Origin of the sequence: Thermomonas sp. S9 (assembly GCF_024704365.1) — a bacterium.
Classification (GTDB): domain Bacteria; phylum Pseudomonadota; class Gammaproteobacteria; order Xanthomonadales; family Xanthomonadaceae; genus Thermomonas.
Genome location: NZ_JAJDFY010000001.1, coordinates 1743999 through 1768096, shown reverse-complemented (window position 1 = coordinate 1768096; position 24098 = coordinate 1743999). Strand labels below are relative to the sequence as shown.

The 24098-nt window shown below is 70.2% G+C and carries 19 protein-coding genes and 4 pseudogenes; all 23 read right to left on the bottom strand.

The features are described from left to right. Positions 1-107 precede the first annotated feature (107 nt). A complete protein-coding gene (locus LJB71_RS08795) occupies positions 108-686 on the bottom strand; it encodes a FliH/SctL family protein (protein WP_259303892.1) in 579 nt (192 codons plus the stop codon). Beyond that, entirely contained in the window at positions 683-1681 is a 999-nt protein-coding gene (gene fliG, locus LJB71_RS08790) for a flagellar motor switch protein FliG (RefSeq protein ID WP_259303891.1), read from the bottom strand. Before fliG ends, LJB71_RS08795 begins: the two co-directional genes overlap by 4 nt. Beyond that, the gene (gene fliF, locus LJB71_RS08785) at positions 1674-3341 is read right to left on the bottom strand and encodes a flagellar basal-body MS-ring/collar protein FliF (RefSeq protein ID WP_259303890.1); all 1668 of its coding nucleotides are present in this window, start codon (positions 3339-3341) and stop codon (positions 1674-1676) included. Before fliF ends, fliG begins: the two co-directional genes overlap by 8 nt. Before the next feature lie 79 nt (positions 3342-3420). Next, positions 3421-3813 (bottom strand): flagellar hook-basal body complex protein FliE, encoded by a 393-nt coding sequence (gene fliE, locus LJB71_RS08780; RefSeq protein WP_259303889.1) that lies wholly within the window; start codon positions 3811-3813, stop codon positions 3421-3423. Positions 3814-3873: 60 nt separating this feature from the next. Further along, positions 3874-5393, bottom strand: a pseudogene (locus LJB71_RS08775) (sigma-54 dependent transcriptional regulator). After that, positions 5390-5788, bottom strand: coding sequence for a response regulator transcription factor (locus LJB71_RS08770; protein ID WP_259303888.1), 399 nt, complete (start codon positions 5786-5788; stop codon positions 5390-5392). Before LJB71_RS08770 ends, LJB71_RS08775 begins: the two are co-directional and overlap by 4 nt. A gap of 19 nt (positions 5789-5807) precedes the next feature. Continuing rightward, a pseudogene (rpoN, locus tag LJB71_RS08765) lies at positions 5808-7215 on the bottom strand (RNA polymerase factor sigma-54). 143 nt (positions 7216-7358) lie between these two features. Continuing rightward, positions 7359-7922, bottom strand: coding sequence for a PilZ domain-containing protein (locus tag LJB71_RS08760; RefSeq protein ID WP_259303887.1), 564 nt, complete (start codon positions 7920-7922; stop codon positions 7359-7361). Then, positions 7919-8224, bottom strand: a complete 306-nt coding sequence (locus LJB71_RS08755; RefSeq protein ID WP_259303886.1) for a hypothetical protein — start codon at positions 8222-8224, stop codon at positions 7919-7921. The genes LJB71_RS08760 and LJB71_RS08755 overlap by 4 nt, the downstream gene beginning before the upstream one ends. Further along, a complete protein-coding gene (gene fliS / locus LJB71_RS08750) occupies positions 8221-8610 on the bottom strand; it encodes a flagellar export chaperone FliS (RefSeq protein ID WP_259303885.1) in 390 nt (129 codons plus the stop codon). The genes LJB71_RS08755 and fliS overlap by 4 nt, the downstream gene beginning before the upstream one ends. A gap of 15 nt (positions 8611-8625) precedes the next feature. After that, positions 8626-9972 carry a flagellar filament capping protein FliD gene (fliD, locus tag LJB71_RS08745; RefSeq protein WP_259303884.1) on the bottom strand — a complete coding sequence of 449 codons (1347 nt, stop codon included), beginning with the start codon at positions 9970-9972 and terminating at the stop codon, positions 8626-8628. 124 nt (positions 9973-10096) lie between these two features. Beyond that, complete coding sequence (locus LJB71_RS08740; RefSeq protein ID WP_259303883.1) at positions 10097-10414, bottom strand: flagellar protein FlaG; 318 nt, start codon at positions 10412-10414, stop codon at positions 10097-10099. Positions 10415-10582: 168 nt separating this feature from the next. Then, positions 10583-11464 carry a flagellin gene (locus tag LJB71_RS08735; protein WP_259303882.1) on the bottom strand — a complete coding sequence of 294 codons (882 nt, stop codon included), beginning with the start codon at positions 11462-11464 and terminating at the stop codon, positions 10583-10585. Between the two features lie 260 nt (positions 11465-11724). Further along, positions 11725-12546: a hypothetical protein gene (locus tag LJB71_RS08730; RefSeq protein WP_259303881.1), complete on the bottom strand. Its 822-nt coding sequence runs from the start codon at positions 12544-12546 to the stop codon at positions 11725-11727. 175 nt (positions 12547-12721) lie between these two features. Beyond that, a complete protein-coding gene (locus LJB71_RS08725; RefSeq protein ID WP_259303880.1) occupies positions 12722-14791 on the bottom strand; it encodes a hypothetical protein in 2070 nt (689 codons plus the stop codon). A 483-nt stretch (positions 14792-15274) separates the two neighbouring features. Continuing rightward, complete coding sequence (flgL, locus tag LJB71_RS08720; protein WP_259303879.1) at positions 15275-16483, bottom strand: flagellar hook-associated protein FlgL; 1209 nt, start codon at positions 16481-16483, stop codon at positions 15275-15277. Positions 16484-16496: 13 nt separating this feature from the next. After that, positions 16497-18377, bottom strand: coding sequence for a flagellar hook-associated protein FlgK (gene flgK / locus LJB71_RS08715; protein ID WP_259303878.1), 1881 nt, complete (start codon positions 18375-18377; stop codon positions 16497-16499). Positions 18378-18380: 3 nt separating this feature from the next. Then, positions 18381-19301: pseudogene (gene flgJ, locus LJB71_RS08710) on the bottom strand (flagellar assembly peptidoglycan hydrolase FlgJ); the annotation flags it as partial. A 98-nt stretch (positions 19302-19399) separates the two neighbouring features. Further along, positions 19400-20519, bottom strand: a pseudogene (locus LJB71_RS08705) (flagellar basal body P-ring protein FlgI). Next, positions 20516-21238: a flagellar basal body L-ring protein FlgH gene (locus tag LJB71_RS08700; RefSeq protein WP_259303876.1), complete on the bottom strand. Its 723-nt coding sequence runs from the start codon at positions 21236-21238 to the stop codon at positions 20516-20518. The pseudogene LJB71_RS08705 and the gene LJB71_RS08700 overlap by 4 nt, the downstream one beginning before the upstream one ends. A gap of 8 nt (positions 21239-21246) precedes the next feature. Next, positions 21247-22032: a flagellar basal-body rod protein FlgG gene (gene flgG / locus LJB71_RS08695; RefSeq protein WP_259303875.1), complete on the bottom strand. Its 786-nt coding sequence runs from the start codon at positions 22030-22032 to the stop codon at positions 21247-21249. 43 nt (positions 22033-22075) lie between these two features. Continuing rightward, the gene (locus tag LJB71_RS08690) at positions 22076-22822 is read right to left on the bottom strand and encodes a flagellar basal body rod protein FlgF (protein WP_259303874.1); all 747 of its coding nucleotides are present in this window, start codon (positions 22820-22822) and stop codon (positions 22076-22078) included. A gap of 45 nt (positions 22823-22867) precedes the next feature. After that, the gene (gene flgE / locus LJB71_RS08685; RefSeq protein ID WP_259303873.1) at positions 22868-24079 is read right to left on the bottom strand and encodes a flagellar hook protein FlgE; all 1212 of its coding nucleotides are present in this window, start codon (positions 24077-24079) and stop codon (positions 22868-22870) included. Positions 24080-24098: the final 19 nt, after the last annotated feature.

The window sequence follows — 24098 nt, the reverse complement described above, 5'->3', positions numbered from 1 at the left end:
GTCGCGCCCTCGTCGCGCTGGGGATCACGCCCCCGGCGCGCGTATCCAGCGCCTTTTCGCACCCATCTGCAAGTGCATGGCAGATACGGGCGACGGGTGGCGGGCGTTCATGCGTGCTCCGTCGCGGCCAGGCTTTGCAGCGCGGCGTTCAGGCGCGCGGCCAGGCTGCCGTCGATGCGCACGCTGTCGGCGTGCACGCGCAGGTCGCCGCGGGCAAGGGTGAGGTCGGGCACCAGCCGCACCCCGTCCAGCGGCGGCAGGTGCGGGCCGAGCATGGCGATATCGTCCGGATGCAGGCGCAGCTCCAGCTGGCGGGCTTCGCCGCCGCTGATTTCCAGCGCCTCGCGCACGAGGTCTGCCAGCAGGGCCGGATCGGCGGCGTAGCTGCGGCCCAGCAGGGCGCCGGCGATGCGCACGGCCAGGGCGCCCAGGGCATCTGCGACTTCCGCGTCCAGGCGCGCCAGCGGGCGCGTGAACGCGTCCAGGATGCCTTCCATCTGGGCCACGATGCGGCGGATCTCCGCCTGACCGCTGGCCACGCCCTCGGCATGGCCGCGCGCATAGCCTTCCGCGCGCGCCGCTTCCTCGATCGCCTCCAGTTCCTCGACGCTGGGCAGGCCGCGCTGTTCCGGCGGCGGGGGCGGGGGCACCAGTTCCGGGGCCGACCAGCGGACCGCCGCACTCATACGAAGACCTCGGCCTTGGCGGCGAGCTGGATGGTGCCGTCATCGGCCATCTTGCGCACGATCGCCAGGATTTCCTTCTGCGCCGCCTCGACCTCCGCCAGCCGCACCGGGCCGCGCGCCTCCATGTCCTCCACCAGCATTTCCGCGGCACGCTGCGACATGTTGCTGATGATCTTGTCCTTCACCTTCGGGTCGGCGCCGCGCAGGGCCAGCGCCAGCTTGTCGGCGGCCACTTCGCGCAGCACGGTCTGGATCGCACGGTCGTCGATCTCGGCCAGGTTGTCGAACACGAACATCAGGTCGCGGATCTTGCCGGTCAGCGGTTCGTCGATCTGGGCGATCGACTCCAGGATCGCCTCGTCCATGCCGCCATCCATGAAGTTGAGGATGTTGGCGGCCACCTTGACCCCGCCGATGGTGGACGACTTCAGGTTCTGGTTGCCGGCGAACTGCTTGGCCATCACGTCGTTCAGCTCGTTGAGCGCGTGCGGCGGGATGCCGTCGAGGGTGGCGATCCGCACCAGCACGTCGGAGCGCACGCGCTCGGGCAGGAACTTCAGCGCTTCCGCGGCCTGGTCCGGGTCCAGGTGGGACAGCACGATCGCGATGATCTGCGGGTGCTCGTTGCGCACCAGGTCGGCGATCGCGCGCGGCTCCATCCACTTCAGGGTGTCCAACCCGGTGGTGTTGCGGCCCATCAGGATGCGGTCGATCAGGCTGCTGGCGCGGTCCTCGCCCAGCGCCTGCACCAGCACGGCGCGCACGTATTCGTCAGCGCCGCTGCCGAGGCTGGGGCGCTCGAGGGTGGTGACGAAGTCGTCGATCACCTGCTCGACTTCCTCGCGCGAGACGTTGCCGACCGAGGTCATCGCCACGCCCAGTTTCTGGACTTCCTTGGCGCCCATGTGCTTGAGCACCTCCGCCGCCTGCTGCTCGCCCAGCGAGAGCAGGACCACGGCCGCGCGCTGCACGCCGGAAAGAGCGAATTCAGCCATCGGAGTTCACCAGGTCACGCACCACCGCCGCCACCCGCTTGGAATCGCTGTTCACCGCCGCGCGGGCACTCTGGATCTTTTCCTCGAAACTGTTGCGCGCCACCTGCTGCTCCTGGGTGAGTGCCGGATGCGGCGTTCGCCCGCCCTCCTGTTCCACCAGCAGGGCCTCGGGGATCGCCTGCGGCAGCGCCATTTTCGGCGTGGTCAGGGCGCGGAACGCCGGGCGCAGCACGAACCAGACCACCAGCAGCACCGCGATTCCGCCGAGCAGCGTGCGCAGCAGGTCGCGGGCGCGCGGATCCTCCCAGAACGGCGCGGACGGGCCGTTGTCGTCGAGGGTGCTGCGCGCGAACGGCGAATTGACCACGCTGACCGCGTCGCCGCGCTGGCTGTCGAACCCGATCGCCTGCTGCACCAGGGTCTGGATGCGGCTGATCTCGTTCGCGGTCAGCGCGCGCTCGGTGGGCTTGCCATTCTTGCCGGGCGGCCCGGCGATGTTGTCCACCAGCACCGCGGCGGTAATCCGGCGGATCTGCGAGGGCGCCTTGCGGGTGTGGGTGAGGGTGCGGTCGATCTCGTAATTGCGGACCGCGCTGCGGCTGTTGCTGCCGCTGTTGGAATTGGCGGCACTGCTGTTGCCGCCGGGGCCGCCGGCCTGCGGCGTCGCACCCGGGGTGTTGGAGGCGCTGCCGGGCACGCCCTGGGCGGCCGCGCCGCTGCCACCGGCATCGCTGGTATTCGTGGTGGCGACCTGGGTGCCGGATTCGGACACCTGTTCGCTGCGCACCAGCCCGGCCTGCGGGCCGTAGACCTCGCGCGCCTCCTCGGTCTGCGAGAAATCCATGTCCACGCTCACCTGCGCGCGCACCTTGCCGGGGCCGGTGATCGGCTCCAGCAGGGCCTGGATGCGCTGTGCGAACACGGCTTCCTGGCGGCGCTGCTGCTCGTACTGCTTGGCGGCGATGGCGGCGTCGCTGTCGGGGTCGGGGTTGGACAGCAGCCGGCCGAACTGGTCCACCACGGTGACGTTGCTCGCAGGAAGCTCCGGGATCGACGAGGCCACCAGGTGCACGATCGCATCCACCTGGCCCGGCTCCAGGCTGGCGCCGCTCTGCAGCTGCAGCACCACCGAGGCGCTGGCCGGCTCGCGCTGGCGGGTGAACGCGGAAGGCTTGGGCAGCGCCAGATGCACCCGCGCCTCGCGCACCGGGCGCAGGTTGGTGATGGTGCGCGCCAGCTCGGTTTCCAGCGCATGCTGGTAGCGCGCGTTCTCCACGAACTGGCTGGTGCCGAAGCCCTGGTCGCCCTCCATCGCCTCGAAGCCCTTGCCGTCGCCGGTGCCCAGGCCGGCCCCGGCCAGCGCCATGCGCGCCTCGCCCAGCTTGTCCTCGGGCACCGACAGCAGTCCGGTGGCCGGATCGACCTTGAACGGCACCTGGGCATTGCGCAGCAGGTCGCGCGCTTCGCTGGCGGTCTTGACGTCCAGCCCCGGCAGCGGGGTGTAGGACGGCTTCTGGGTCCAGAAGAACAGCCACAGGCCCAGCGCGATCGCCGCCGCCGCCGTGCCTAGCGTGAGCAGCTGCCGCACCAGCGGGATGTCCTGCAGGCGGCCCAGCTTCTTCAGGTCGTCGGGGGTCTTGGGAAGGGCGATGGCGCTCATGGGGCGGGGGAAAGCTCGGAAGACGGAAAAAATAGACGGAAGGCGGGGCCGATGCCGGGATCAGGCGCGGCCGCGCGCGCTAGATCGGCATGTTCATCACTTCCTGGTACGCCTGGACCAGGCGATTGCGGACTTCCACGGCGGCCTTGAACGCGACCTGCGACTGCTGCATGGCCACCATCACCCGCGCCAGGTCGGCGCGCGGATCGCCCAGTTCGAACGCCTGCTGCAGCGCGCCGGCGTCGTTCTGCGCCCTGCTCACGCCATCGATGGCGTTGTTGAGGGTTTGCTGGAAGTCGGAACCGGCCGGGCGCACCCCGCCGATGGCATTGGAAGGGGCGGCATCGCCCGCCGCTCCGGCGCCGCCCAGCCCGCCCACGCCGGGCATGCCGGCGGCTCCAGCAAGGGGCCCTTGGGTCCGCAGCTCGTGGGCGCGGATCTGGGAGAGGATCGAGCTGATGGCGTCGGTCATCTCGGCATCGGAAGGAAACGGGTCTGACCAACCTCAAGCAAAACCCGTGCCGCGGATGCGTCAAGATTCCCGCGCGTCGTCCTCCGGTCCGGCGTCGCCGCTGCGGGTGATGCCGTACTTGCGCAGCTTTTCCAGCAGGGTGGTGCGGCGCAGGCCCAGCAGCGGGGCGGCATGCGCGACCACCCCGCCGGTCTGCTGCAGGGCTTGGCGGATCAGTTCGTTCTCGATCTCGGCGATGTGCTGGCGCAGGTCCAGGCCGCCGGCCGGCAGCGACACCAGCGGCGAGAGGGTGGAGGGATCGGGAGGTGCGGGGGTTCCGGCGCGGCGATGCCCGTGGCGGCCGGCCTGGCGGCAGGCGCCGGGCTGGGCAGGACCGCGACGGCGGGGGCTTCGCCCACCGGCGGCGGAGGGCTGAAATCGGCCGGAACCGCCGCGCGGTAGCGCGCCGGCAGGTCGTCCAGGCCCACCCGGCCGTCCGGATTCAGCACCGCCAGCCGCTCCAGCAGGTTCGACAGCTCGCGCACGTTGCCCGGCCAGTCGTAATGCTGCAGGGCGGCGATCGCTTCGGCGGTCAGCCCCACCCGGCCGCGGCCGGACTCCGCCAGCTGGCGGGTGATCGCGGCGACCAGGTCGGGCAGGTCGTCGCTGCGCTCGCGCAGGGCGGGCATCTCGATCGGGAACACGTTGAGGCGGTAGAACAGGTCCTCGCGGAACTTGCCCTCGGCGATATGCGCCTCCAGGTTGCGGTGGGTGGCCGCGACCACCCGCACGTCGCACTGGATCGGCACGCCGCCGCCGACCCGCTCGAACACCCGTTCCTGCAGCACCCGCAGCAGCTTGACCTGCATCGCCATCGGCATGTCGCCGATCTCGTCCAGCAGCAGGGTGCCGCCCTCGGCCATCTCGAAGCGGCCTTTGCGCTGGGTCAAAGCGCCGGTAAAAGCGCCTTTTTCATGGCCGAACAGCTCGCTTTCCAGCAGGTCCGGCGGGATCGCGCCGCAGTTGATGGCCACGAATGGCTTGTCCCGGCGCGGCGAGCGCGCGTGGATGGCGCGCGCCGCCACCTCCTTGCCGGTGCCGGATTCGCCCAGGATCAGCACGGTGGTGTCGAACCGGGCCACCTGGTCGATCATCCGGTTCAGCCGCAGCACCGCCGCACTGCGCCCGGTGGGCCCCACCTGCGGCAGCTCGCGGCGGGCATCGTCGTCCATGCGCTTGATGCTGGCGCGGCGCAGCACGTCCTGCAGCTGGTTGCGGCGGATCGGATAGGCCAGCGGCCAGACCATGTCGGGGTGGATGTGCCGGCGCCAGCCGGCGTCGTCGCCGTGGTCGGGCAGGGCGATCAGCGGCGGATGCAGCGGCTGCCCGGCCAGCCAGTGGATGAAGGCGTCCCAGGCCTGGGGATCGCCCACGTCGCCGGCGATCACCGCCACCCAGTCGCTGGCGCGGGCCTTGGCGAGGTCGAGGTCGGCCGCGTCCACCACCACGCGCGGGGTGAAGTCCATGAAGTCTAGCAGCGTCGCCAGCCGCTCGGTGCGGGCGTCGTCCGCATCGACCACCAGGATGCGCGACTCGCTCATGCGCGGCCCTCGCCCGCGGCCCGCCCGCCCGCCAGCCGCTCCAGCAGCGGCAGCACTTCCTGCATGTAGTTGAGCTTGCTGACGAACGCGTCGCAGCCGGCGCGCTGGGCGTGCTCGCGGTGCTCGTTGTCGTCGAAATGGCTGACGATCGCCACGAACGGCGGCGCGTCCTGGGCCTTGATCAGGCGCGTGGCCTGCAGCCCGCCCATTTCCGGCATCGCCAGGTCCATCAGCACCACGTCGGGGCGCAGGGCCTCCGAGCGCGCCACCGCTTCGATCCCGTTGGCCGCGGTGCCCACGATCTCCACCCACGGATGCTTGCGCATGTGGCGCAGCACCGCGTTGATGAAGCCCTCGTGGTCGTCCACGAGCAGCACCCGGATCGTGTTCGGCATCGCATCCCCCGTCATCTGGTCAACCCGCGCGCGCCACCCGCGTCCCGCCGCTGCCGGCGCGCTTGCGCTCGCGGGCGGGGGCGATGGCCAACTGCTCACGATACTTCGCCACCGTGCGCCGCGCCACGCGGATGCCCTGGCGCGCCAGCAGCGCCGCGATCGCCTCGTCCGCCAGCGGGGCATGCGCGGGCTCGCTCTCGATCAGGCGGCGCACCATCGCCTTGATCGCCGCGCCGGAAACCTCGGCGCCCTCCAGCCGCACCGCGAACAGCTGCTTCAGCTCCAGCGTGCCACGCGGGGTCTGGATGTACTTGCCGGTGGTGATGCGCGAGACGGTGGACTCGTGCATGTCGATCTCTTCGGCCACGTCCTTCAGGGTCAACGGCGCGATGGATTCCTCGCCGTGCTCGAGGAAGGCCTGCTGGCGCGCCACCAGCACGCGTGCGGTCTTGAGCAGGGTGTCGTTGCGGATGCCCAGGCTGCGCAGCATCCAGCGCGCCTCTTCCAGCAGGCCGCGCATGCCTTCATGGCCACTGGCGGCCTGCTCGGCGTAGGCGCACAGGCGCAGGCGCGGCTGGCTGCGGGTGTTCAGGCGCACCTGCCAGCCGCCGTTGGCGCGCCAGGCGATCACGTCGGGGACGATATAGGCCGGTTCCGGCTCCGGCGGCTGCTCCACCGGATGCGGCTGCAGCGAGAGCACCAGCGACACCGCCGCGGCGACTTCCTCCGGCGCGACGCCCAGCGCGGCGGCCAGCCCGGCCAGGTCGTGGCGGGCCAGCAGGTCCAGGTGCGCGGACACGATCTGCGTGGCCAGAGCGCGGGCCGCGACCGGGGGCAGGGCGCGCAGCTGGGCCAGCAGGCACTCGCGCGGGTCGGCCGCGGCCATGCCCGGCCACTCGCCGTCCAGCAGCCGCTGGCGCGCGGCCAGCAGTTCGTCCGCGCTGACGCCGGCCAGCGCCTCGCCCAGCTGCGCGGCGCCCTGCGCGGCCAAGGCGTCCGGTGGGCCTTCCAGATAGCCGTGGTCGTCGCAGCAGTCCAGCCAGTAGGCGGCCAGCGCCAGCTCGCGCGGCGTGCTGCGCAGGGCCATCTGCGCGAGCAGGCGCTGGCGTGGATCGGAGGACTGCCCGGCGGCGATGCGGGCGGTGGGGTCGTCGTCGGGATCCCCGGCGTGCCCTCCGCCGGACAGGAACATCGGTTCCGGCAATTCGTCCCAGGCCGCGGCCTCCAGGCTGGCGCGCTCCGCCTCGGCGGAGGCCGGCAGCGGTTCGTCCTCGGACTCCTGTTCCAGCAGCGGGTTGCGGCTCGAGCAGCTGCTGCAGTTCCTGCTCCAGCTGCAGCGAGGTCACCTGCAGCAACCGGATGGACTGCAGCAGCTGCGGGGTCAGCGCCATCTGCTGCCCCATCTTCGCCTGCAAGCTTGCCTTCATCCACCGCTCCCGGATGTCACTGCCGGCCGGCTCCAGCGCAAGGGTCCGGTGCGGTCACTATCGGGAAAAAGCGCGGAAATGTCGAGTTTCCGACGCATGCCGGGCGCGCGCGCTCAAGGCCGTTCCAGGCCGATCCGGGGCGGTCAGGGGCCGCGTCGGCGCTCGGCCACCGCCTGGCGATGGCGGCGGAACAGGTGCCGCTCCAGCGCCGAGGCGGCTCCGGGGGTCAGGGGGTCGAAGCGCAGCCACGTCATTTCTGCGCCCTGCGCATCCGGCGCCGGACCGATCGCGACTACCCGGGCCGGCAGGGCCAGCGGCTCCGGCAGCCAGTTCGCGGCCTGGATCCGGAACAGCCCGGTGTCGCCCACGGCGGCATCCGGCGCGGCCGGCAGGCGTGCGCCCAGCGCGGACCACAGCAGGCTGACCTCGGTGGCGGGCTCGTCAGCGCGCCCGAGGTGGCCGACCAGCGCCAGCAGCAGATCGAGCTTCGCCTCGACCCGGCGCAGCGCCGCGCCCTGGGCGGCGTCCTCCTCGTCGGCGCGGCTGTCCTCGATCACCGCGATCGCGGCCAGGCCGCTCTCGGCGCGAACGCACAGCGCCTGCGCCCGCTGGGGTTCCAGGGCCTGCGGCACGAACCCGGCGCGCACATGTTCCCGGCAGGCCAGGGCCTCGCCGAACAGCAGGGCGTCGGCGGCTTCCGGGGTCATCCGCCGAACCGCAGGTAGGCCCGCGCCCCGCGCTGGTGGCGCTGCAGCTGGCGCAGCTGCTCGCCGGTCTGGTCACGCAGCCGGGCGAGCTCCTCCAGCAGCGCCTGCTGCTCCTGCTGCAGGTTGACCCAGCGCTGGGCCTGGCGCGGATCCAGCAGGACATCGCCGGCCAGGGCCTCGCGCACGGCGCGGTCGTGGGCCTCCAGCAGGGCGGCCGCGGCGTCCAGGTCGGCCCGCCCCAGCGCCTCGCGGACGGCATCCGCGGGCAGGGTGGGAATATCGTCGGGCGCGTAGCGGGTCACGGGCTGGCGGGCGCGATGGCCTGCCAGGCGCCCTCGATTTCGGCGATCAGGCCGTCCACTTCCTTCAGCCTTGCGGGGTCGTTGTGCAGGTTGGCCTCGACCAGGCGGCGCTGGGCATAGGCGTAGAGCGCCGCCAGGCCCGCGGCGATGTCGCCGCCGGCCTTGTGGTCCAGCGAGCCGTCCAGCTCGCCGATGATCATGCTGGCCTCGCTGATGGCCTGGCCCTTGCGCGCGATGTCGCCCTTCTCCATGCAGGCGAGCGCCAGCTGCAGGCGCTCGCGGATGCCGGCCAGCATCAAGGCCACCAGCCGGTGCGGGCTGGCCTCCAGCACCGCGCTCTGCACGGCGGTCTGGCGGTAGTGTTGGGCGGAGGCGCGTGCGTTCATGGGCGGCATTCGCTCTTATTTGTTGAGCAGGCTGATCTGCTGGGAAACGAAATTGGAGGTGCCCTGCAGCCTGGCCATCATGCTGTCGAGGGCGGTGAACTGGCGGCGATAGGAATCCTCCAGCCGGGTCATGCGGTCCTCGAAGTCGGCGCGCTGCTTCGCCTGCGCCTTGGTGCGGTCGGCGAGGCTCTTCTGCCGGCTGGGCACCAGCCCCTGGTCGCCGAGCAGGTTCTGCAGGTTGTCGCGCAGTCCCTTGCCGAAATCGGCGGTCTCGCCGAAGACCTTCTTGATCGCGTTGGGGTCGCTGGCCAGGGCGGCATCGAGCTTGCCCGAATCCAGGGCCAGGGTGCCGTCCACTGCGGTCTTCAGGCCGAGGGCGCTGAAGGCCTGGTAGCTGCCGCCGATCGCGTTGCGCAAGGTCTGCTGGATCGAGCGGGTGGCGGCGTCGCCACTCAGCGGCCCGGCCGTCGCGCCTTCACCGCCGGCCGCCGACAGGCTGCGGATCTGGGTGAGGGCGGCGTTGTAGGCGCTGACGAAGCCATTGAGCGTGGTCTTGAGTGAGCTGGTGTCCTCGCTCACGTCCAGCGCATACGGGGTCCCGGGGTTGGCCTTCGAGAGGGTCAGGGTGATGCCGGAAATGGCGTCGCTCAGGGTATTGCCCTTGGCGGTACGGGTAATGCCGTCGATCACCACCTGCGCGTCCTGGGCCGCGTCCTTGGTGGTGATGGTGCCGCTGGTGGTGTCCAGCGCGGCCAGCCCGCCGTCCCCGCCACTGGCGGTGATCGACACTGCGCCTGCGGTTCCGGTGGTGCGCGAAGCGATGAACAGCACGTCGCCGCTGTCGCCGCTGACCACGGTGGCGGCCACCCTGTCGCCGGCCTGCGCGTTGATGGCATCCCGGATGGCGTTGAGGCTGCCGCTGCCCGAGGCGATGGAGACATCCACCGCGGTGCCGCTGCCGATGCTGATCGACAGGGTGCCGTAGCCGAGCTGAGGCTGGCTGCCGTCGGGATTGCGGGCCACCGCCGCGGACTGCAGGCGGTGCGCCTGCGCCAGCGATTCCACGCTGATCATGTAGCGGCCCGGGGCGGCGCCGCTGCTGGCACTGGCCGTGAACCCCGCGCCGCTGGCCGGGGTGGCCTTGCGTCCGGACAGGCTGCCCAGGCCGTCGAACTTCTGCAGGGCGCTCTGGAGCGAGGACAGCACCGAGCTGAGGGTGCCGAACGCGGAAATCTGCGACTTGGTGTCCTGCTCGGCCGCAGTCAGGCGCTTGTCGGTGGGCGCGCGCTCGGCCGACATCAGCTGCGAGACGATGCTGTTGACGTCGAGCCCGGATCCGATGCCGGTTGCGGTGATGGCCATCTTGTCTCCTCGCCGGGCGGGCGCTTGCCCTCGGCCCGAGCCTGCCTTTCTGGTTTAACGGCGCATGCGGGCGCGTCTTGAGGCGGCCGGGGCATCCCTGCAATCCATGCAAGGACTGCGCCGTTCAGGCCTGGCGGTCCACCAGCCCGCTGCCGGTCTCGGCCAGCCGGCGCGCCAGCGCCAATGCGGTGTCATCCGGGATCTGCATGAGGGTCTTGCCGTTCTCATCCACGACCGAAACGACGATCTTGCCGACATCCTCCTCCACCCGGAACCGCAGCGAGGTGCGCGTGCGTGACTGCGCCATCGCCTGGTCGATCTGCTTCTGCAACTCCTGCGCGGCGCGCTGCTTGCGCGCCCGGTCGGCGGCCTGCGCAGAGTCGATCACGGCGGAGGCGGCGCTTGCCGCGTCCGGTTTCGCTGGCGCGTCCGATGGCGCCATTGGGGGCCGGCATCCGCACGCGCCGAAACCCCGGCGGCGGGCGTCGGGGCAGCGGAGGCTCCCGCGAGGGAGGCATTGACGGACGCGATGCTGGACATGGCGACTCATCGTTGGAACGCCGTGCGGGGAGCCCTTGCGGGCTCCCCGACGGGTGGAGCGGCTGCGGGATCAGCGCAGCAGGCTGAGCACGCTCTGCGGAGCCTGGTTGGCCTGGGCCAGCATGGCGGTACCGGCCTGGGTCAGGATCTGCGTGCGGGTCAGGGCGGCGGTTTCCGCGGCGAAGTCGGTGTCCATGATCCGGCTGCGGGCGGCCGAGGTGTTCTCCACCGTGATCTGCAGGTTGCCGATCACCGAGTCGAAGCGGTTCTGGGCCGCACCGTAGGTGGCACGCTCGGAGTTGATCTTGTCCAGCGCCACGTCGATGTCCTTGATCGCGTTCGTCGAGTTGGTGGCGTCGGCGCCCGAGATCGCGGAAGCGGTGGTGATGGTCTTGATCACGTCGTTGGCCGCACTGCTGCTGGTCAGCGCGCCGCTGGTGGCGGCGGTGCCACCCGACAGCTGGTTGCGTGCCACCGAGACCACGTCGTTGGCGGTGGTGCCGGCACCGACCTGGAAGCTGAACGAGCTGGAGCCGGTGAACAGCGAGGTGCCGTTGAAGGTGGTGCCGCCGACCACGCGGGCGATTTCGTCCTGCAGCTGCTTGAACTCGGCGTTCAGGTTGTCGCGATCGCTGGAGCTGTTGGTGGCGTTGGCCGACTGCACCGCCAGCTCGCGCATGCGCTGCAGGGAGTCGCCGATCTTGCCCAGCGCGCCTTCCGCGGTCTGCGCCAGCGAGATGCCGTCGTTGGCGTTGCGGATGGCGACGTTGTTGCCACGGATCTGCGCGTTCATGCGCTCGGCGATCGCCAGGCCGGCGGCGTCGTCCTTGGCGCTGTTCACGCGCAGGCCGGACGACAGGCGCTGGATCGTGGTGGCCTGGGCCATGCTGCTGGTGTAGAGGTTGCGCTGAGCATTCAGCGACATGATGTTGGTGTTGACGCTATTAGCCATGATGCTGTCTCCTGGACTGGTTGCCGGCGGGCGGAGCCACGGCCGGTGGGGCCGCAGAAGGTTGCCGTCAATGTGGCCTCGTCCTCTGCTGGGCTAGATAACGACCCTCCCCGCACGACCTTGAGGGGAGTTTCCGGAAGTGCGAACCGCGGCGCAGAAATGAAAAATTTTCTGTGCAGGCCCTAAAGAAACAGCACTTCCGGCAGACCGGCCTTGGCAGCCGGCGACTGCAGCGCCGGATAACGGCCAGCAATGGAATGCTAGGCCCCCTGGCCGCGTTGCGCCCGCCAGGCCGCATGCTCTTCCAGCATCCCGAGCGGGTCGTAGCCGAGATCCAGCATCGTGTCCATGACGCCCGGGATGGCCAGGATGTTCCTCGCCTGCTGCCGATCGATCAGGTGGCCCCAGCGCTCGATGGGCTGCGATCGCGGCGCCGCGCTCGCGCCGAAGAAGGAGAGCTTTTCTTGTGAAACCGGGCGTTCGTGGTCAGGGACCACACGCAGATGGCCCTGCTTGTCGAATTCTTCGCGAATGGCGTAGGCGCTCGGATTTCCGCCGATGCAGTGGAGCGGTTTGGGCGCGAGGATGTTGTGCGGCCGGCCCGATACGAACCATGCGGCCCGAGACAGCCAGTTGTCCATGTTGGACACGAAATCCTCGTGCCGGATGAGCAGGCTGGGTGGGGCGAGCAGGGAAACCGTCCTCAGCGCGTGCCGGTAGATGTTGCGCCAGCCTTCCGCCGACTGGTAGACGTTGGGATTGCCGTCGCGGAATTGACTGGCGGCGAAGGCCCAGACCGAGCGCGTCACCACGATCACGCGGGTGGGCAACACGTCGAGCAGGCCGCGCGCGTTCAGGTACCAGAGCCAATCGACATTCTTCGAGCCGTCCACGACGAACGGCTCGTTGAAGCGCGAGAGAACTTCCAGGTAGGCATCGATCGTGACCGACTCTGGATCCCCGAGCGGCTGCGGGTCCAGCGGATAGATCGGGCAATCATACGGGTCATGCGTCATGCAGATCGCGCAGCGCGAGCGGTAGTGGTTGCTCTCGCGATGCAGGGGGAAGGCGAAGCGATGCATGTTGTCGATCTCGCCCGCGTACGCGATCCCCTGGATATCGTTCAGGCTTTGCCCGAGCAGGGAAGAACCCGAGAATGGACTCCCCCAGCAGCAGCGTGACCGATTTCAGGGGAGTGGATGGCAGGCCCGCGCTTGCTTGCCCGGCTGGATTTTCGTTGACCACGTTGAAAGCTCCTCAGGCGTTTTCCGGTTGCGACAGCTGGGGCTGCGAATGGCCTGGGCTCAACGGGCGCAGAACCAGGTCCAGCACCATCCTGCCGTCTCCGCTGACCAGCCCGGCCGGCAGCATCATCAGGGCCGTGGGCGTGGCGCACTGGAGGAGCCCGTCGCCATGGTCCGTGATGCCATCCAGCAGCAGGTAGGGGCGCACGTCGATGCCGGCATCGTATTCGGCCTGCAGGCGGAGCTCCCCCGCGCGCAGGACGCGGGCCTCGATCAGCTGCAGCCAGCGGAAGCGTTCGCCCAGCAACAAGCCGACGTCCGCATCACCCTCGCCGATGGGGACATGCAGGCGATAGCAGCCGTCGTACGTGGCGTATGCCATCAGGCTCAGGCGGCCGGCCTCGTTCCCCCTCAGGAGCAGAGCCGATACCGGCTCTTCCCGGAATGACCAATCCCGCGCGCGGAAAGCCAAGCCGAAGCGATAGGTGGACATCATCGCCAGGGCGAGCTCGATCCCGGCATGCCGCAACTCATGCGGCGGATTGATGCGCGCCCCTTCGCCCTGGCGTGAGGAATAGAAGATCCCGTGGTGGCGAAGCTCCTGCAGGCTGCGATCGGTGTCGTGCAGGCGGATGATCCGGTCGGTGCCGAGGTTGAGCTCCAGCGCAAACCGATCGTAATGGGCCAGTTCCTGCCTGTCCGGGAAAAACACCATGCGCGCGAATTCGGCCAGCGCGGCATCGCGAAGCGCATCGATCGCAGGGCGAGCACCGCCGGCGTCGTAGTGGGCTTCGGCCTGGCGGATGAAGTCCAGCGCATGCGCCTGGATCCGCCGGACGCGGTCTGTCTGGTGCTTGGCGGTCGCGCCCTTGGACAGGATGGGAGTGCCGTCTTCGCCGTAATCGACCACCGATCCCGCGCTGGTCGTGCACAGGTTCTCCAGCAACGAGACGAACGGGAGCAGGGTGTCGATGGTGCGGGCATCGAATTTCGATGCGTCGATCATGCCGCAGCGCGCGCCATTGGCGGCGCCCGCCTGGGGCGTGCACATGAAATACCAGCCGAGGAGTTCAACCCCCCATTCGTCGCGCATGACCGGCGCCAGAACCCGCTGCGCGGTGCCGACATAACCCAGATCCACGAACGCGAGGGTGTCGCCGCGTTCCAGTCCCAGTTCGCACTCCAGGTGTCTGCGCAACCTGGCGCGATAACGCGCAGAGCGCTCGGTGATCTTCGCCACCATGCGCGGATGCAGCACGCGCCTGCTGAATTCCGACTGCGGCGACGAATGCTCCTGCAGGGCATCGAGAATGCGGTCACCTTCCTCGCCTTGCAGGCCCAGCTGCTTCAGCATTGCCGCGTACTCGCCGGACGTGGCGAACAGGGCGAGGTAGCGTTCGATGTCGCCTGCGTCGCGGAACGAGGCCGCGAACGCGGCGAAGCGGGATACATAGACAGGGCGACCATCCGTCTCGCCAGAAAGCGCCTCGTACGCGGCATGCGGGAGATAGCCGTCGCGCAGCAGGAATGCGAGCTTGACGCGCTTCCCGTCGGATTGCTGCGCGTTCCTGCGTGCCAGGAGCCAGCTCGCGAAGGCGTGCATCAATGGGCCGAGGGTGGCGATGCCGATGCTGCGGTCCGTATCGTCGTCGTCCCGGGCCAGGCCTGCGATGACCGGATGGTAGCCAGCGGGAGCGCCTCGCTTGGAGCGAACATCCGGCTCGAGCAGGCGAAGTGCAGTCATGGCGAACTGCTGCCGCGACTCGAGCATTTCCGGCAGGTGCTGCAGGTGAAGGCAGGCGATCCCGGCGGCCCGCGCCGGGAACACATCCGCAAGCGGGTTGTCGCCGACATGGAGCATGCGCGCCACCGGCAGGTCCAGGCGCCTGGCCAGCAGCGGGAAAAGGCCGTCTGCCTTCGATGTTCCGTATTCGCATGAAACGCAGACCCGGTGGATCGCGGCATAGGCATCCGCGGGCAGGCAGGCGGCGAGCAGCCTGCGCAGCAAGGGCTCGGTCAGATAGGTGTCGGACACGACCATGACCTGCACGCCGCGCGCCGCCGCCGCGCGCAGCAGCGTCACCGCCTGGGGCATGGCATGGCACGCCCTTTCTTCCGCCTGCAGCTCGACTTCCTGGAGCGACTTCAGGGTCTCCTGTTCCAGGTCGTCGCAGGCGGCCCGGTAGATGTCCTCGAGCCGTGACTTCGTGGCTGCCCCGTCGCAATTGGGCCAGGCTGCGCGCCTGCATCTCCGCCCGGATCCGGAGCCTGGCATCCAGGCCGACGGCCTTCCATGCCGGTTGCTGCTGCATGTCATAGAACACATCTGCCGGATGTTCGGCCTTGCGCCACAGGATGGTGTCGAAGCAATCCAGGGACAGGAGCTTCACGCGCGGGAAGCGGTCCAGCACGGAGCCGAGATCACGGATGCGGATGGTGTCGTCGGGAGCAAGGCCTGCGGGTGCTGTAGTCGTCATATCGGCTCGCTGGAGAGACGTGAACGCCCTTCTGCAAACCATATGCCAAACCCTGCCTGCAGGCCGGTGGCGTGCCCTGGCGAATGGCCTCAGAGCTTGTCGAACAGCGAGCTGCTCTGCAGGCGGGCCATCATCCGCTGGGTGGCGTCGAGCGCGGTCATGTTGTACTGCAGCTTGCTGATGGCGTCGGCCAGGTCGGTATCGCGCAGGCCGGACAGCATCTGGGTCATGGCCACGTTGCTGGCGCTGCGCATGGCGTCGGCGCTGTCGAGGTTGCGCATGCGGATGCCGGTCTCGGCGCGGATGTCCAGCAGATGCTGCTGCGCCCCGGTGAGGTCTTCCTGCCCGGCGCGCAGCGCGTTGGCGCGGCGGGCGACCTCGGCGGCGCTGTTGCCGGGCTGGTCGAGGGCGTCGGCCAGGGTCTTCAGGGTGGCGAAGATGTCCTGGCTGGGCGAGCGTTCCACGATGAAGCTGTCGCCCGCGGCCGGGTTGCCGCTGACCACGAACTGCACGCCCTGCGCGCTGATCGGCTGGCCCGGGGTGAAGCTGCCCGCGACCGGCGGCGACAGCGGGTTGCCGCTGCCGTCCACCACTTCGTAATTGCCGGCGCTGGGGAAGCGCAGCTGCAGGGTGGCGCCGTTCCAGAGGGTGCTGCTGGTGACCTGGGCGGAGTCCAGCACGCCGCTGCCGCTATTGCCGGCGGCGGCGCGGGCGCGGCTGATGCCGTCGCCGGTGGGAATGTTCATGAATACCCGACTGCCGGCATCGGTATCGGCCAGTGCGGTGTCGGGCGCCACGTCGACCAGGTTCTGGCCGTCGTTGCCGAGGTAGCTGACATTGCCGGCGCCGCTGGTGAACGGCTTGACCCCGTCCTGGGTGCCGGCGAACAGCTGGCGGCCGCGGCCGTCGTCGCGATTGGCGATCTGCAGCATGCTCTCGCGCAGGCCGCGCAGCTCGACCACGATGGCGTGGCGGTCGCTGTCGCTGAGCGCGCCGTTGCCGGCCTGCACCGCCAGCTCGCGGGCGCGCTGCAGCAGGTCGCCGGCATCGGCCAGCGCGCCTTCCTGCTGGCGCAGGCGGTCGCCCAGCAGGGTGCTGTTGCGGTCGAACTGGCCCAGCGATGCCAGCGCGTGGTCGAGGTGCTGGACGTCGGCGATCCCGGTGGGGTCGTCGGCACCGCGGGTGAGCTTCACCCCGGAGGCGATCTGCTGCTGGTACTTGCTGATCTCGCCCTGGCGCGCGCGCATCATCGACAGCGCGTCGTACTGCATCTGGGCGGTGGAAAGGCGCATCGTCATCGCGGTGTCCTCGTCAGCGGCGCACGACCGAGAGCAGGGTCTGGAACAGGGTGTCGGCGGTGGCGATCACCTGCGCGGCGGCCTGGTAGGCCTGCTGGTAGCGCAGCATGTCGGCCGCTTCCTCGTCCAGGTTCACGCCGCTGAGCGACTCGCGCTCGGCGTTCACCTGGTCGTCGATCGCCTGCTGCGCCTGCAGCGACAGCTGGGCGTGGCTGGCCTCGCCGCCGGCGCGGCTGGCCAGGCGGGTGACGCCGGTGGTCAGGGCGGTGGTGCCGCCATCCAGTACGCCGCTGCTGTCCAGCGCGGCCAGCTGGCGGGCGTTGGCGTTGTCGGACGAGCGCGGGCCGGTGCGGCCGAGGGTGAAGGAATCGCCGGCCGCCGGCGCGCCCGACAGGGTCAGGCTCCAGCCATTGCCGGCGATCGCGCTGCCCGGCACGTAGGTGTAGGGGCCGGTGCCGTCGATCGTGTAGTGGGTGGCGTCGATGAAATCGAGGGTGGCGCCGGTGAAACCGGCGAACTGCGTGGCATCGGTGATCGCGGAGGACGCGACCTTGGCATCGCCCAGGTTGGCGGGATCGGCGCGGCTGGTCAGCGGCGCGGCGGTGGCGATCCCGGCCGGGTCCTTGATCGCCACCTGCAGGCTGCCGGCGGCGCCATCGGTGGGGCTGACCAGGAAGCGGTCGCCGGCGGCGGCGCCGGGGCTGGCGACGATCGCCATGCCGCCCACCTTGAACGGATCGGCCGCGGTGCCGGTGCCGGTCATCGCCACCGCCTCGCCGGTGTCGGCGCGCTGCGCGCTCCAGTTGCTGCCATCGAAGCGCAGGATCAGGTTCTGCCCCGTCAACGCCCCGACGTCGTCGATGCCCGCGGACAGCCCGCCGCTGCCAGTATTGCCGGCATTCGCTGCCACCTGCGGCGGGGCCAGCGCGAACAGGTTGGCGCCCGGGTTGCCGTTGTAGTCGATGCCGGCGTTCTGGATCGCGTTGGCGCTCTGCGCGAAGGCAGCGGCCATGCGCCCCAGCTCGGCCCGCATCGGGTCGAGGATCCGGCTGCGGAACTCCAGCAGGCCGCCCAGCTCGCCGCTGACCGTGCCTTCCGGCAGGCGCATGGCGCCGGCGGGGGTCTGCAGCGCCAGCTGCAGGCGATCCGGGCGATAGGGATCCTGGGTGGTGGCCAGGCTGCTGGCGCGCACGCCCAGCACCAGCGGCTGGCCGCCGGTGGTGAACACGTTCATCGCGCCGTCGTCCTGGATCACGGTCTGCGCGCCGACCAGCCTGGACAGGTCGCGCACGCGCTGGTCGCGCGCATCCAGCAGGTCGGAGGAGACGTTGTCGCCGGCGGAGATGATGTTGCGGTTGAGGTCGGCGATCTCGCTGGCCAGCCGGTTGGCGTCGGCGATCTTGCTGGTCATGCTGCGATCGACGTCGTCGTCCATCTTCGCCAGCTGGCCGTCCACGCTGCGGAAGCGGGTGGCCAGCTGGTCGGCCGAGGCCAGCAGCTGGCTGCGCGCCGGGTTCGAGGTGGGGTCGGCCACCACGCCCTTGGCGGCGTTGAAGAAGCTGGACCACGGATCGACCAGCGAGGTGGCCGAATCCGACATCAGCCCGTCCACCCGCGACGCCAGCTGCGAGAGCTGGTTCAACCGGCCGAGTTCGCCGGCGCTGTCGTTCTGGCGTGCGAACACCAGGCCGTCGGCCAGGCGCGTCAACTGCTTCACGTCCACGCCCTGGCCGATGCTGAGCATCGCGCTGGGGCCGGGGCGCGCCTGCAGCTCCACCCGCTGGCGGGTATAGCCTGGAGTGGCGGCATTGGCCACGTTGTGGCTGACCGTGGACAGCGCGCGCTGGTAGGCGAGCAGGGCCGAGGTGCCGGTGCCGAGGATGCCGGATGTCATGGGTTATCCCTCCAGCCCGGCGAGGGCACGGCGCAGAGTGGCGCCATCGGCGATCGCCACGATCTTGGCCGCGTAAGCCGGATCGGTGGCGTAGCCGGCGCGCTGCAGGGCACTGGCGAACTGGTGGACGTTGCCGCCGCTGGCGCGCGCCGCGGCATAGCGCGGGCCCTGCAGCAGGCGGGCGTAGTCGGCGAAGCTGTCGGCCGCGCTGCGGTAGCTGCGGAAGCGGGCGCGGGTGGTGACACGGGTGCCATCCACGTATTCGTGGGTGGGCGCTTCCACCTGGTCGCCGCGCCAGTTGCCGCCGGCCTTGATGCCGAACAGGTTGTGCGAGGTGGCCTGGCCGTTCTTGCCGGCCAGCCGCCGGCCCCAGCCGGTTTCCAGCGCGGCCTGTGCGACCAGCGCCTTCGGTGGCACCCCGAGTTCGGCGGCGGCTTTCTGCGCATGCGGCCAGACCGAGCGCACGAAGGCTTCCGGGCTGCTGCAGTCCAGCGGCGCGTTCTCGTCGCAGGTCTTGTTGGCGGCAGCCTGCAGGGGCGGGCGCGCCGGCAGTGCCATCGCCGGCAGCGAAGCGCCGCTGCTGGCGGGGGCCAGTGTCAAGGAATCGCCGCGCAGACCAGCCGGCAGCGGCAGCCCGGACGGCGTGTCGGACGGCGCCGCCAGCGGTAGCGGGCGGACCGCCGGGTTCAGCGGCAGGAACCCGGCCGGCGGCGCCGGGATGGCCCCGGCCTGGACGCCGGCCAGCTGGCGCACGATCATCGGCTGCAGGCCCAGCCCGCGGCCCCTGGTCAGCTCCTGCGCCAGCGCCTGGTCGTACATCTCGCGGTAGGTGGTGTCGCCGCCGAAGGGATCCCCCGGCGACGCGCTGCGCATGCTCTTGATGAGCAGCTGCGCGAACTGGCTTTCCAGCCCGCGGGCCGCGTCCTCCACGCGCGCGCGCTCCGGCGTCGGGGAACGCTGGAGCGGAATGGGAGTGGCGGCGGGCAGGCGCATGTCAGTCACCAGGCAATCGGCATGCCATGTCAGATCACCTCCAGCTCGGCGCGCAGCGCGCCGGCCTGCTTGAGGGCTTCCAGGATGGCCACGATGTCGCCCGGGGCGGCGCCCACCGCGTTCACCGCGCGCACGATTTCCTCCAGCGAGGTGCCGCCCTTGAACAGCACCATGTGGTTGGTCTCGGTGGTGGCGCTGACGGTGGACTGCGGCGCCGCCACGGTCTGGCCCTGAGCTGAAGGGCCCGGGCTGGCTGACCTGGGTGGATTCGCTGATGGTGACCGTGAGCGAGCCGTGCGCCACCGCAGCCGGCAGCACGGTCACCTGGCCGCCCATGACCACGGTGCCGGAGCGCGCGTTCACGATGACCTTGGCGGCCGCCATGCCCGGGTTCACTTCCAGCGACTCCAGCGCCGACAGGAAGGCGATGCGGTCGCCCGCGGGCGGCGTCACTTCGATGGTGACACCGTCCAGCGCGCGCGCGCGGCCGGGGCCGAAGGCGCGGTCGACGGCGGCCACGATGCGCGCGGCGGTGGTGAAGTCGGCCTCGTGCAGGTTGAGGGTGACGTTTCCGGTCGTCGCGGAGGCGGGGGCCGGGCGTTCGACGATGGCGCCGGACGGGATGCGGCCGCCGTTGGGCGCATTCACCGAGATTTTCGAGCCGTCGCGGCCGGCCGCGCCGAACCCGCTGACGATCAGGTTGCCCTGCGCGATCGCGTACACCTCGCCGTCGGCGCCCTTGAGCTGGGTCATCAGCAGGGTGCCGCCGCGCAGGGAGCCGGCGTTGCCGATCGAGGACACGGTGACGTCGATCGGCTGGCCCGGCTTGGCAAACGCCGGCAGTTCCGCATTCACCGCCACTGCGGCCACGTTCTTCAGCTGCGGATTGACGCCGGGCGGGATGGTGGCGCCCAGCTGCTCCAGCATGGTCTTCAGGCTCTGCACGGTGAACGGGGTCTGGCTGGTACGGTCGCCGCTGCCGTCCAGACCGACCACCAGGCCGTAGCCGATCAGCGGGTTGCCGCGTACCCCGGCGACCTGCGCCAAATCCTTGACGCGTTCGGCGCGGGCCGGGGCGGGCGCCAGCAGCAGCGTGCACAGCAGGACGGCAAGCGCGGTCAGGGTGCGGTTCATGGTCGCGGCCTTCAGAACGGAGCCAGGGCGGAATTGAAGAAGCGGCCCAGCCAGCCCATCGCGTTGGAGCGGGCGAGGGCGCCACGCCCGCCATAGACGATGCGCGCATCGCCCACGCGGTCGGAAGTCACCCGGTTGTCGGGACCGATATCGGCGCGGCGAACGATCCCTTGAATCTGCACGATCTCATCGCCCTGATTCAGGCGCAGCTGCTTGTCGCCGCGCACTAGCAGGTTGCCATTGCCGAGGTCCTGCACCACCTGCACCGTGAGCTGGCCGGCCAGTTTGTTGCTCTGCGCGCTGTCGCCGTTGCCGCTGAAGCTGCGATCGCCGCCCAGCGAGGCCGACAGCCCCGGCAGCACGGCGTTGCCGAGAGTCGGCACGCTCATGCTGGTGGCGCTTTTCTTGGCCACCGCGGTCTTGGCCTGGGTGGAGGCGGAGGTGCTTTCCACCAGCACGATGGTGAGCAGGTCGCCCACCTCGCTGGCCTTGTTGTCCTGGAACAGACGCAGGCCCTTGCCGCTGCGGGAGGCGTAGATCGAGCCGCCGCCATCGCCGGTCTGCGGCACGGCCGCCGCAGCGGCCACTGGCGCCTGTGCCACCGGGTACGGCGGCGGTGCGTCGAACGGGCGCACGTCGCCCTGCAGGCGGTTGAGGCCGGCGCAGGCCGACAGCGCCAGCGGCAGGGCGAGGGCGAACGTGGCCAGGCGGGCGGAAGCGGGGAGGGAAGGCATGACGCGGCTCACACGTTGTTGTTCAGGTAGCCCAGCATCTGGTCGGTGGTGGAGATCGCCTTGGCGTTGGTCTCGTAGGCGCGCTGGGTTTCGATCATGCTCACCAGTTCTTCCACCACATTGACGTTGGAGCCTTCCAGCGACCCTTGCACCAGACGGCCGAGACCGCCGGTGCCGGGGCCGCCGGTCTGGGCCGGGCCGCTGGCGCCGGTCTCGGCGTACAGGTTTTCGCCCAGCGACTGCAGGCCGGCTGGATTGACGAAGTCGGCCAGGGTCAGGGCGCCGATCTGCACCGGCTGCGCCTGCCCGGCGAGCTGCACGCTGACCGTGCCGTCGGCGCCGATGGTGATGCTCTGCGCGCCTTCCGGCAGCTGCAGGCCGGGCTGCACGGGGTAGCCTTCGTTGGTCACCACCTCGCCCTGCGCGTTGATCTGGAAGCTGCCGTCGCGGGTGTAGGCGGAAGTGCCGTCCGGCAGCAGCACCTCGAAGAAGCCGCGGCCGTTGATGGCCACGTCCAGCGCGTTGCCGGTCTGGTTCAGCGCGCCCTGGGCGAACTGCTTGGCGGTCGCGGCCACGCGCACGCCGGTGCCGACCTGCAGCCCGGTGGGCAGCTGGGTCTGCTCGGACGTGGCACCGCCCGGCTGGCGCAGGGTCTGGTACAGCAAGTCCTCGAAGCTGGCGCGGTCGCGCTTGAAGCCGGTGGTGTTGGTATTGGCGAGATTGTTGGAAATCACCGCCATCTTGGTCTGCTGGGCGTCGAGGCCGGTCTTGGCGATCCACAGGGCCTGGGTCATGGCAGTGTCCTCGGGAAACGGGTGCGGAAGCGGGCGGAAAGATTCAGGTCAGCGACACGATGGCGCTGGTGGCGCGGGCGTTCTCATCCGCACGCTGCAAGAGCTGTACCTGCATGTCGAACTGGCGCGACAGCGCGATCATCGACACCAGCTGGCCGGCCACATCGACGTTGCTGGATTCCAGCGCGCCGCTGACCAGCGCCGCGCCGGTCGCCGGCGCTGGCGGCTTGCCCGGCAGAGGCCGCATCAGGCCGTCGTCGCCGCGCTGCAGCTCGGTGGTCTTGGCGGCCACCACCTGCAGGCGGCCGGCCTCGGCCATGGTCGAGGCCGGCTGGCCCTGCGGGATGATCGAAATCGTGCCGTCCTGGCCGATCTCCAGCGCCTGGTAGGCCGGGATCGTGACCGGCGCGCCGTCGGCCCCCAGCACCGGCTGGCCGCGCGCGGTCATCAGCATGCCGTTGGCGTTCAGGGTGAGGTCGCCTGCGCGGGTGTAGGCGATGCCGCCGCCGGCATCCTGCACCGCCAGCCAGCGCTCCGGCTTGAGCGCCACGTCCAGCGGATTGCCGGTATTGCGGATCGCGCCAGCGCGTGCGTCCACACCCAGGGTGCGCGCGGTTGCGGCCACCCGCGTGGGCAGGCCGGGGCCGGTCACCGGGACCGCCACGGTGGCGTCCAGGGTGGCCTGGAAGCCGGTGCTGTCCACGTTGGCGAGGTTCTGCGCCACCGTGGCCTGCCCGCGCAACATGGCGCTGGCACCGGTCATGGCGACATACAGGGCGCGATCGGTCATGGCGGTCTCCCGCCGCCCCGGCTGGCGCCGGGGCGGGACTGTTCATCAGCGGATGTTGATCACGGTCTGGGTGATCTGGTCCTGGGTCTGGATCATCTGCGCATTGGCCTGGAAATTGCGCTGGGCGGTGATCATGTTCACCAGCTGCTCGGTCAGATCCACGTTGGAGGCCTCCAGGCCGCCGCCCTGGATCAGGCCGAAGTCGGCCGAGCCGGCCTGGCCGCGCAGCGGCTGCCCGGAGTTGAAGGTCTCGGCCCAGGCGTTGTTGCCCAGCGACTGCAACCCCTGCGGGTTGGCGAAATTGGTCAGCGCCACCTGGCCCAGCGGCTGCGCCACGCCATTGGTGTAGCGGGCCGAGACCACGCCCTCGGGCGAGATGTCGATGCCGGTGATGCGCCCGGTGGCATGCCCGTCCTGGGTCTGGGTCTGGATGCTGAAGGCATTGCCGTACTGGGTGGAGTTGCCCAGATCCAGGGTGACGTTCAGCGGGGCCGAGCCGTTGGCCGGGGTGAACGGCGGCAGACTGATCTGCGCCGGCGAAGTGAGGGCGCCCGCATTCGAGTACTGGAGCGTTTGCGCCGCGCCCACCGCGGTGCCGTCGATGTAGGTGTAGAGCTGCCACTCGTTGGGGTTGGCGGTCTTGACGTAGTACTGCGCCTGGGTGTGCGCCGCGCCCAGCGAGTCGTAGATGGTGATCGAGGTGGTCTGGTTGTAGGTGGTCGGGTCGTTCGGATCGAACGGCGCGGCGGTCGGCGCGGAGGCCGCGGCCGGCAGGTTGGTCTCGATCGTGACCTTGCTGGTGGCGGCCGGCGGCGCATCGCCGTTGGGGATGCGCAGGTCGCTCATGCGGCCGGTATCGAAGCCGCCAGCGGCGTTCGGCGCGAACACCTGCAGGCGCTGGCCGGACGGATTCACGATATAGCCGTCGCGGTCGGTACCGAAATTGCCGGCGCGCGAATAGACGGTGTTGCCCTTGTCCGACAGGGTGAAGAAGCCCTGGCCGGAGATCGCCATGTCCAGCGCGCGCCCGGTGAAGTCGATGTTGCCCTGGCTGAACTGCTGCGCCACCGCCGCCAGCCGCACGCCGGCGCCGATCGCGTTCTGCGAGATGCCGTAGGTGGAGACCGCGAACACGTCCGCGAACTCGGCGCGCGAACTCTTGAAGCCGGTGGTGTTGACGTTGGCGATGTTGTGGGCGGTGACTTCGAGATCGGAACTGGCGGCGTTCATGCCGCTGATCGAGATGCGAAAGCTCATGGTGAGGCGCTCCTGGAGT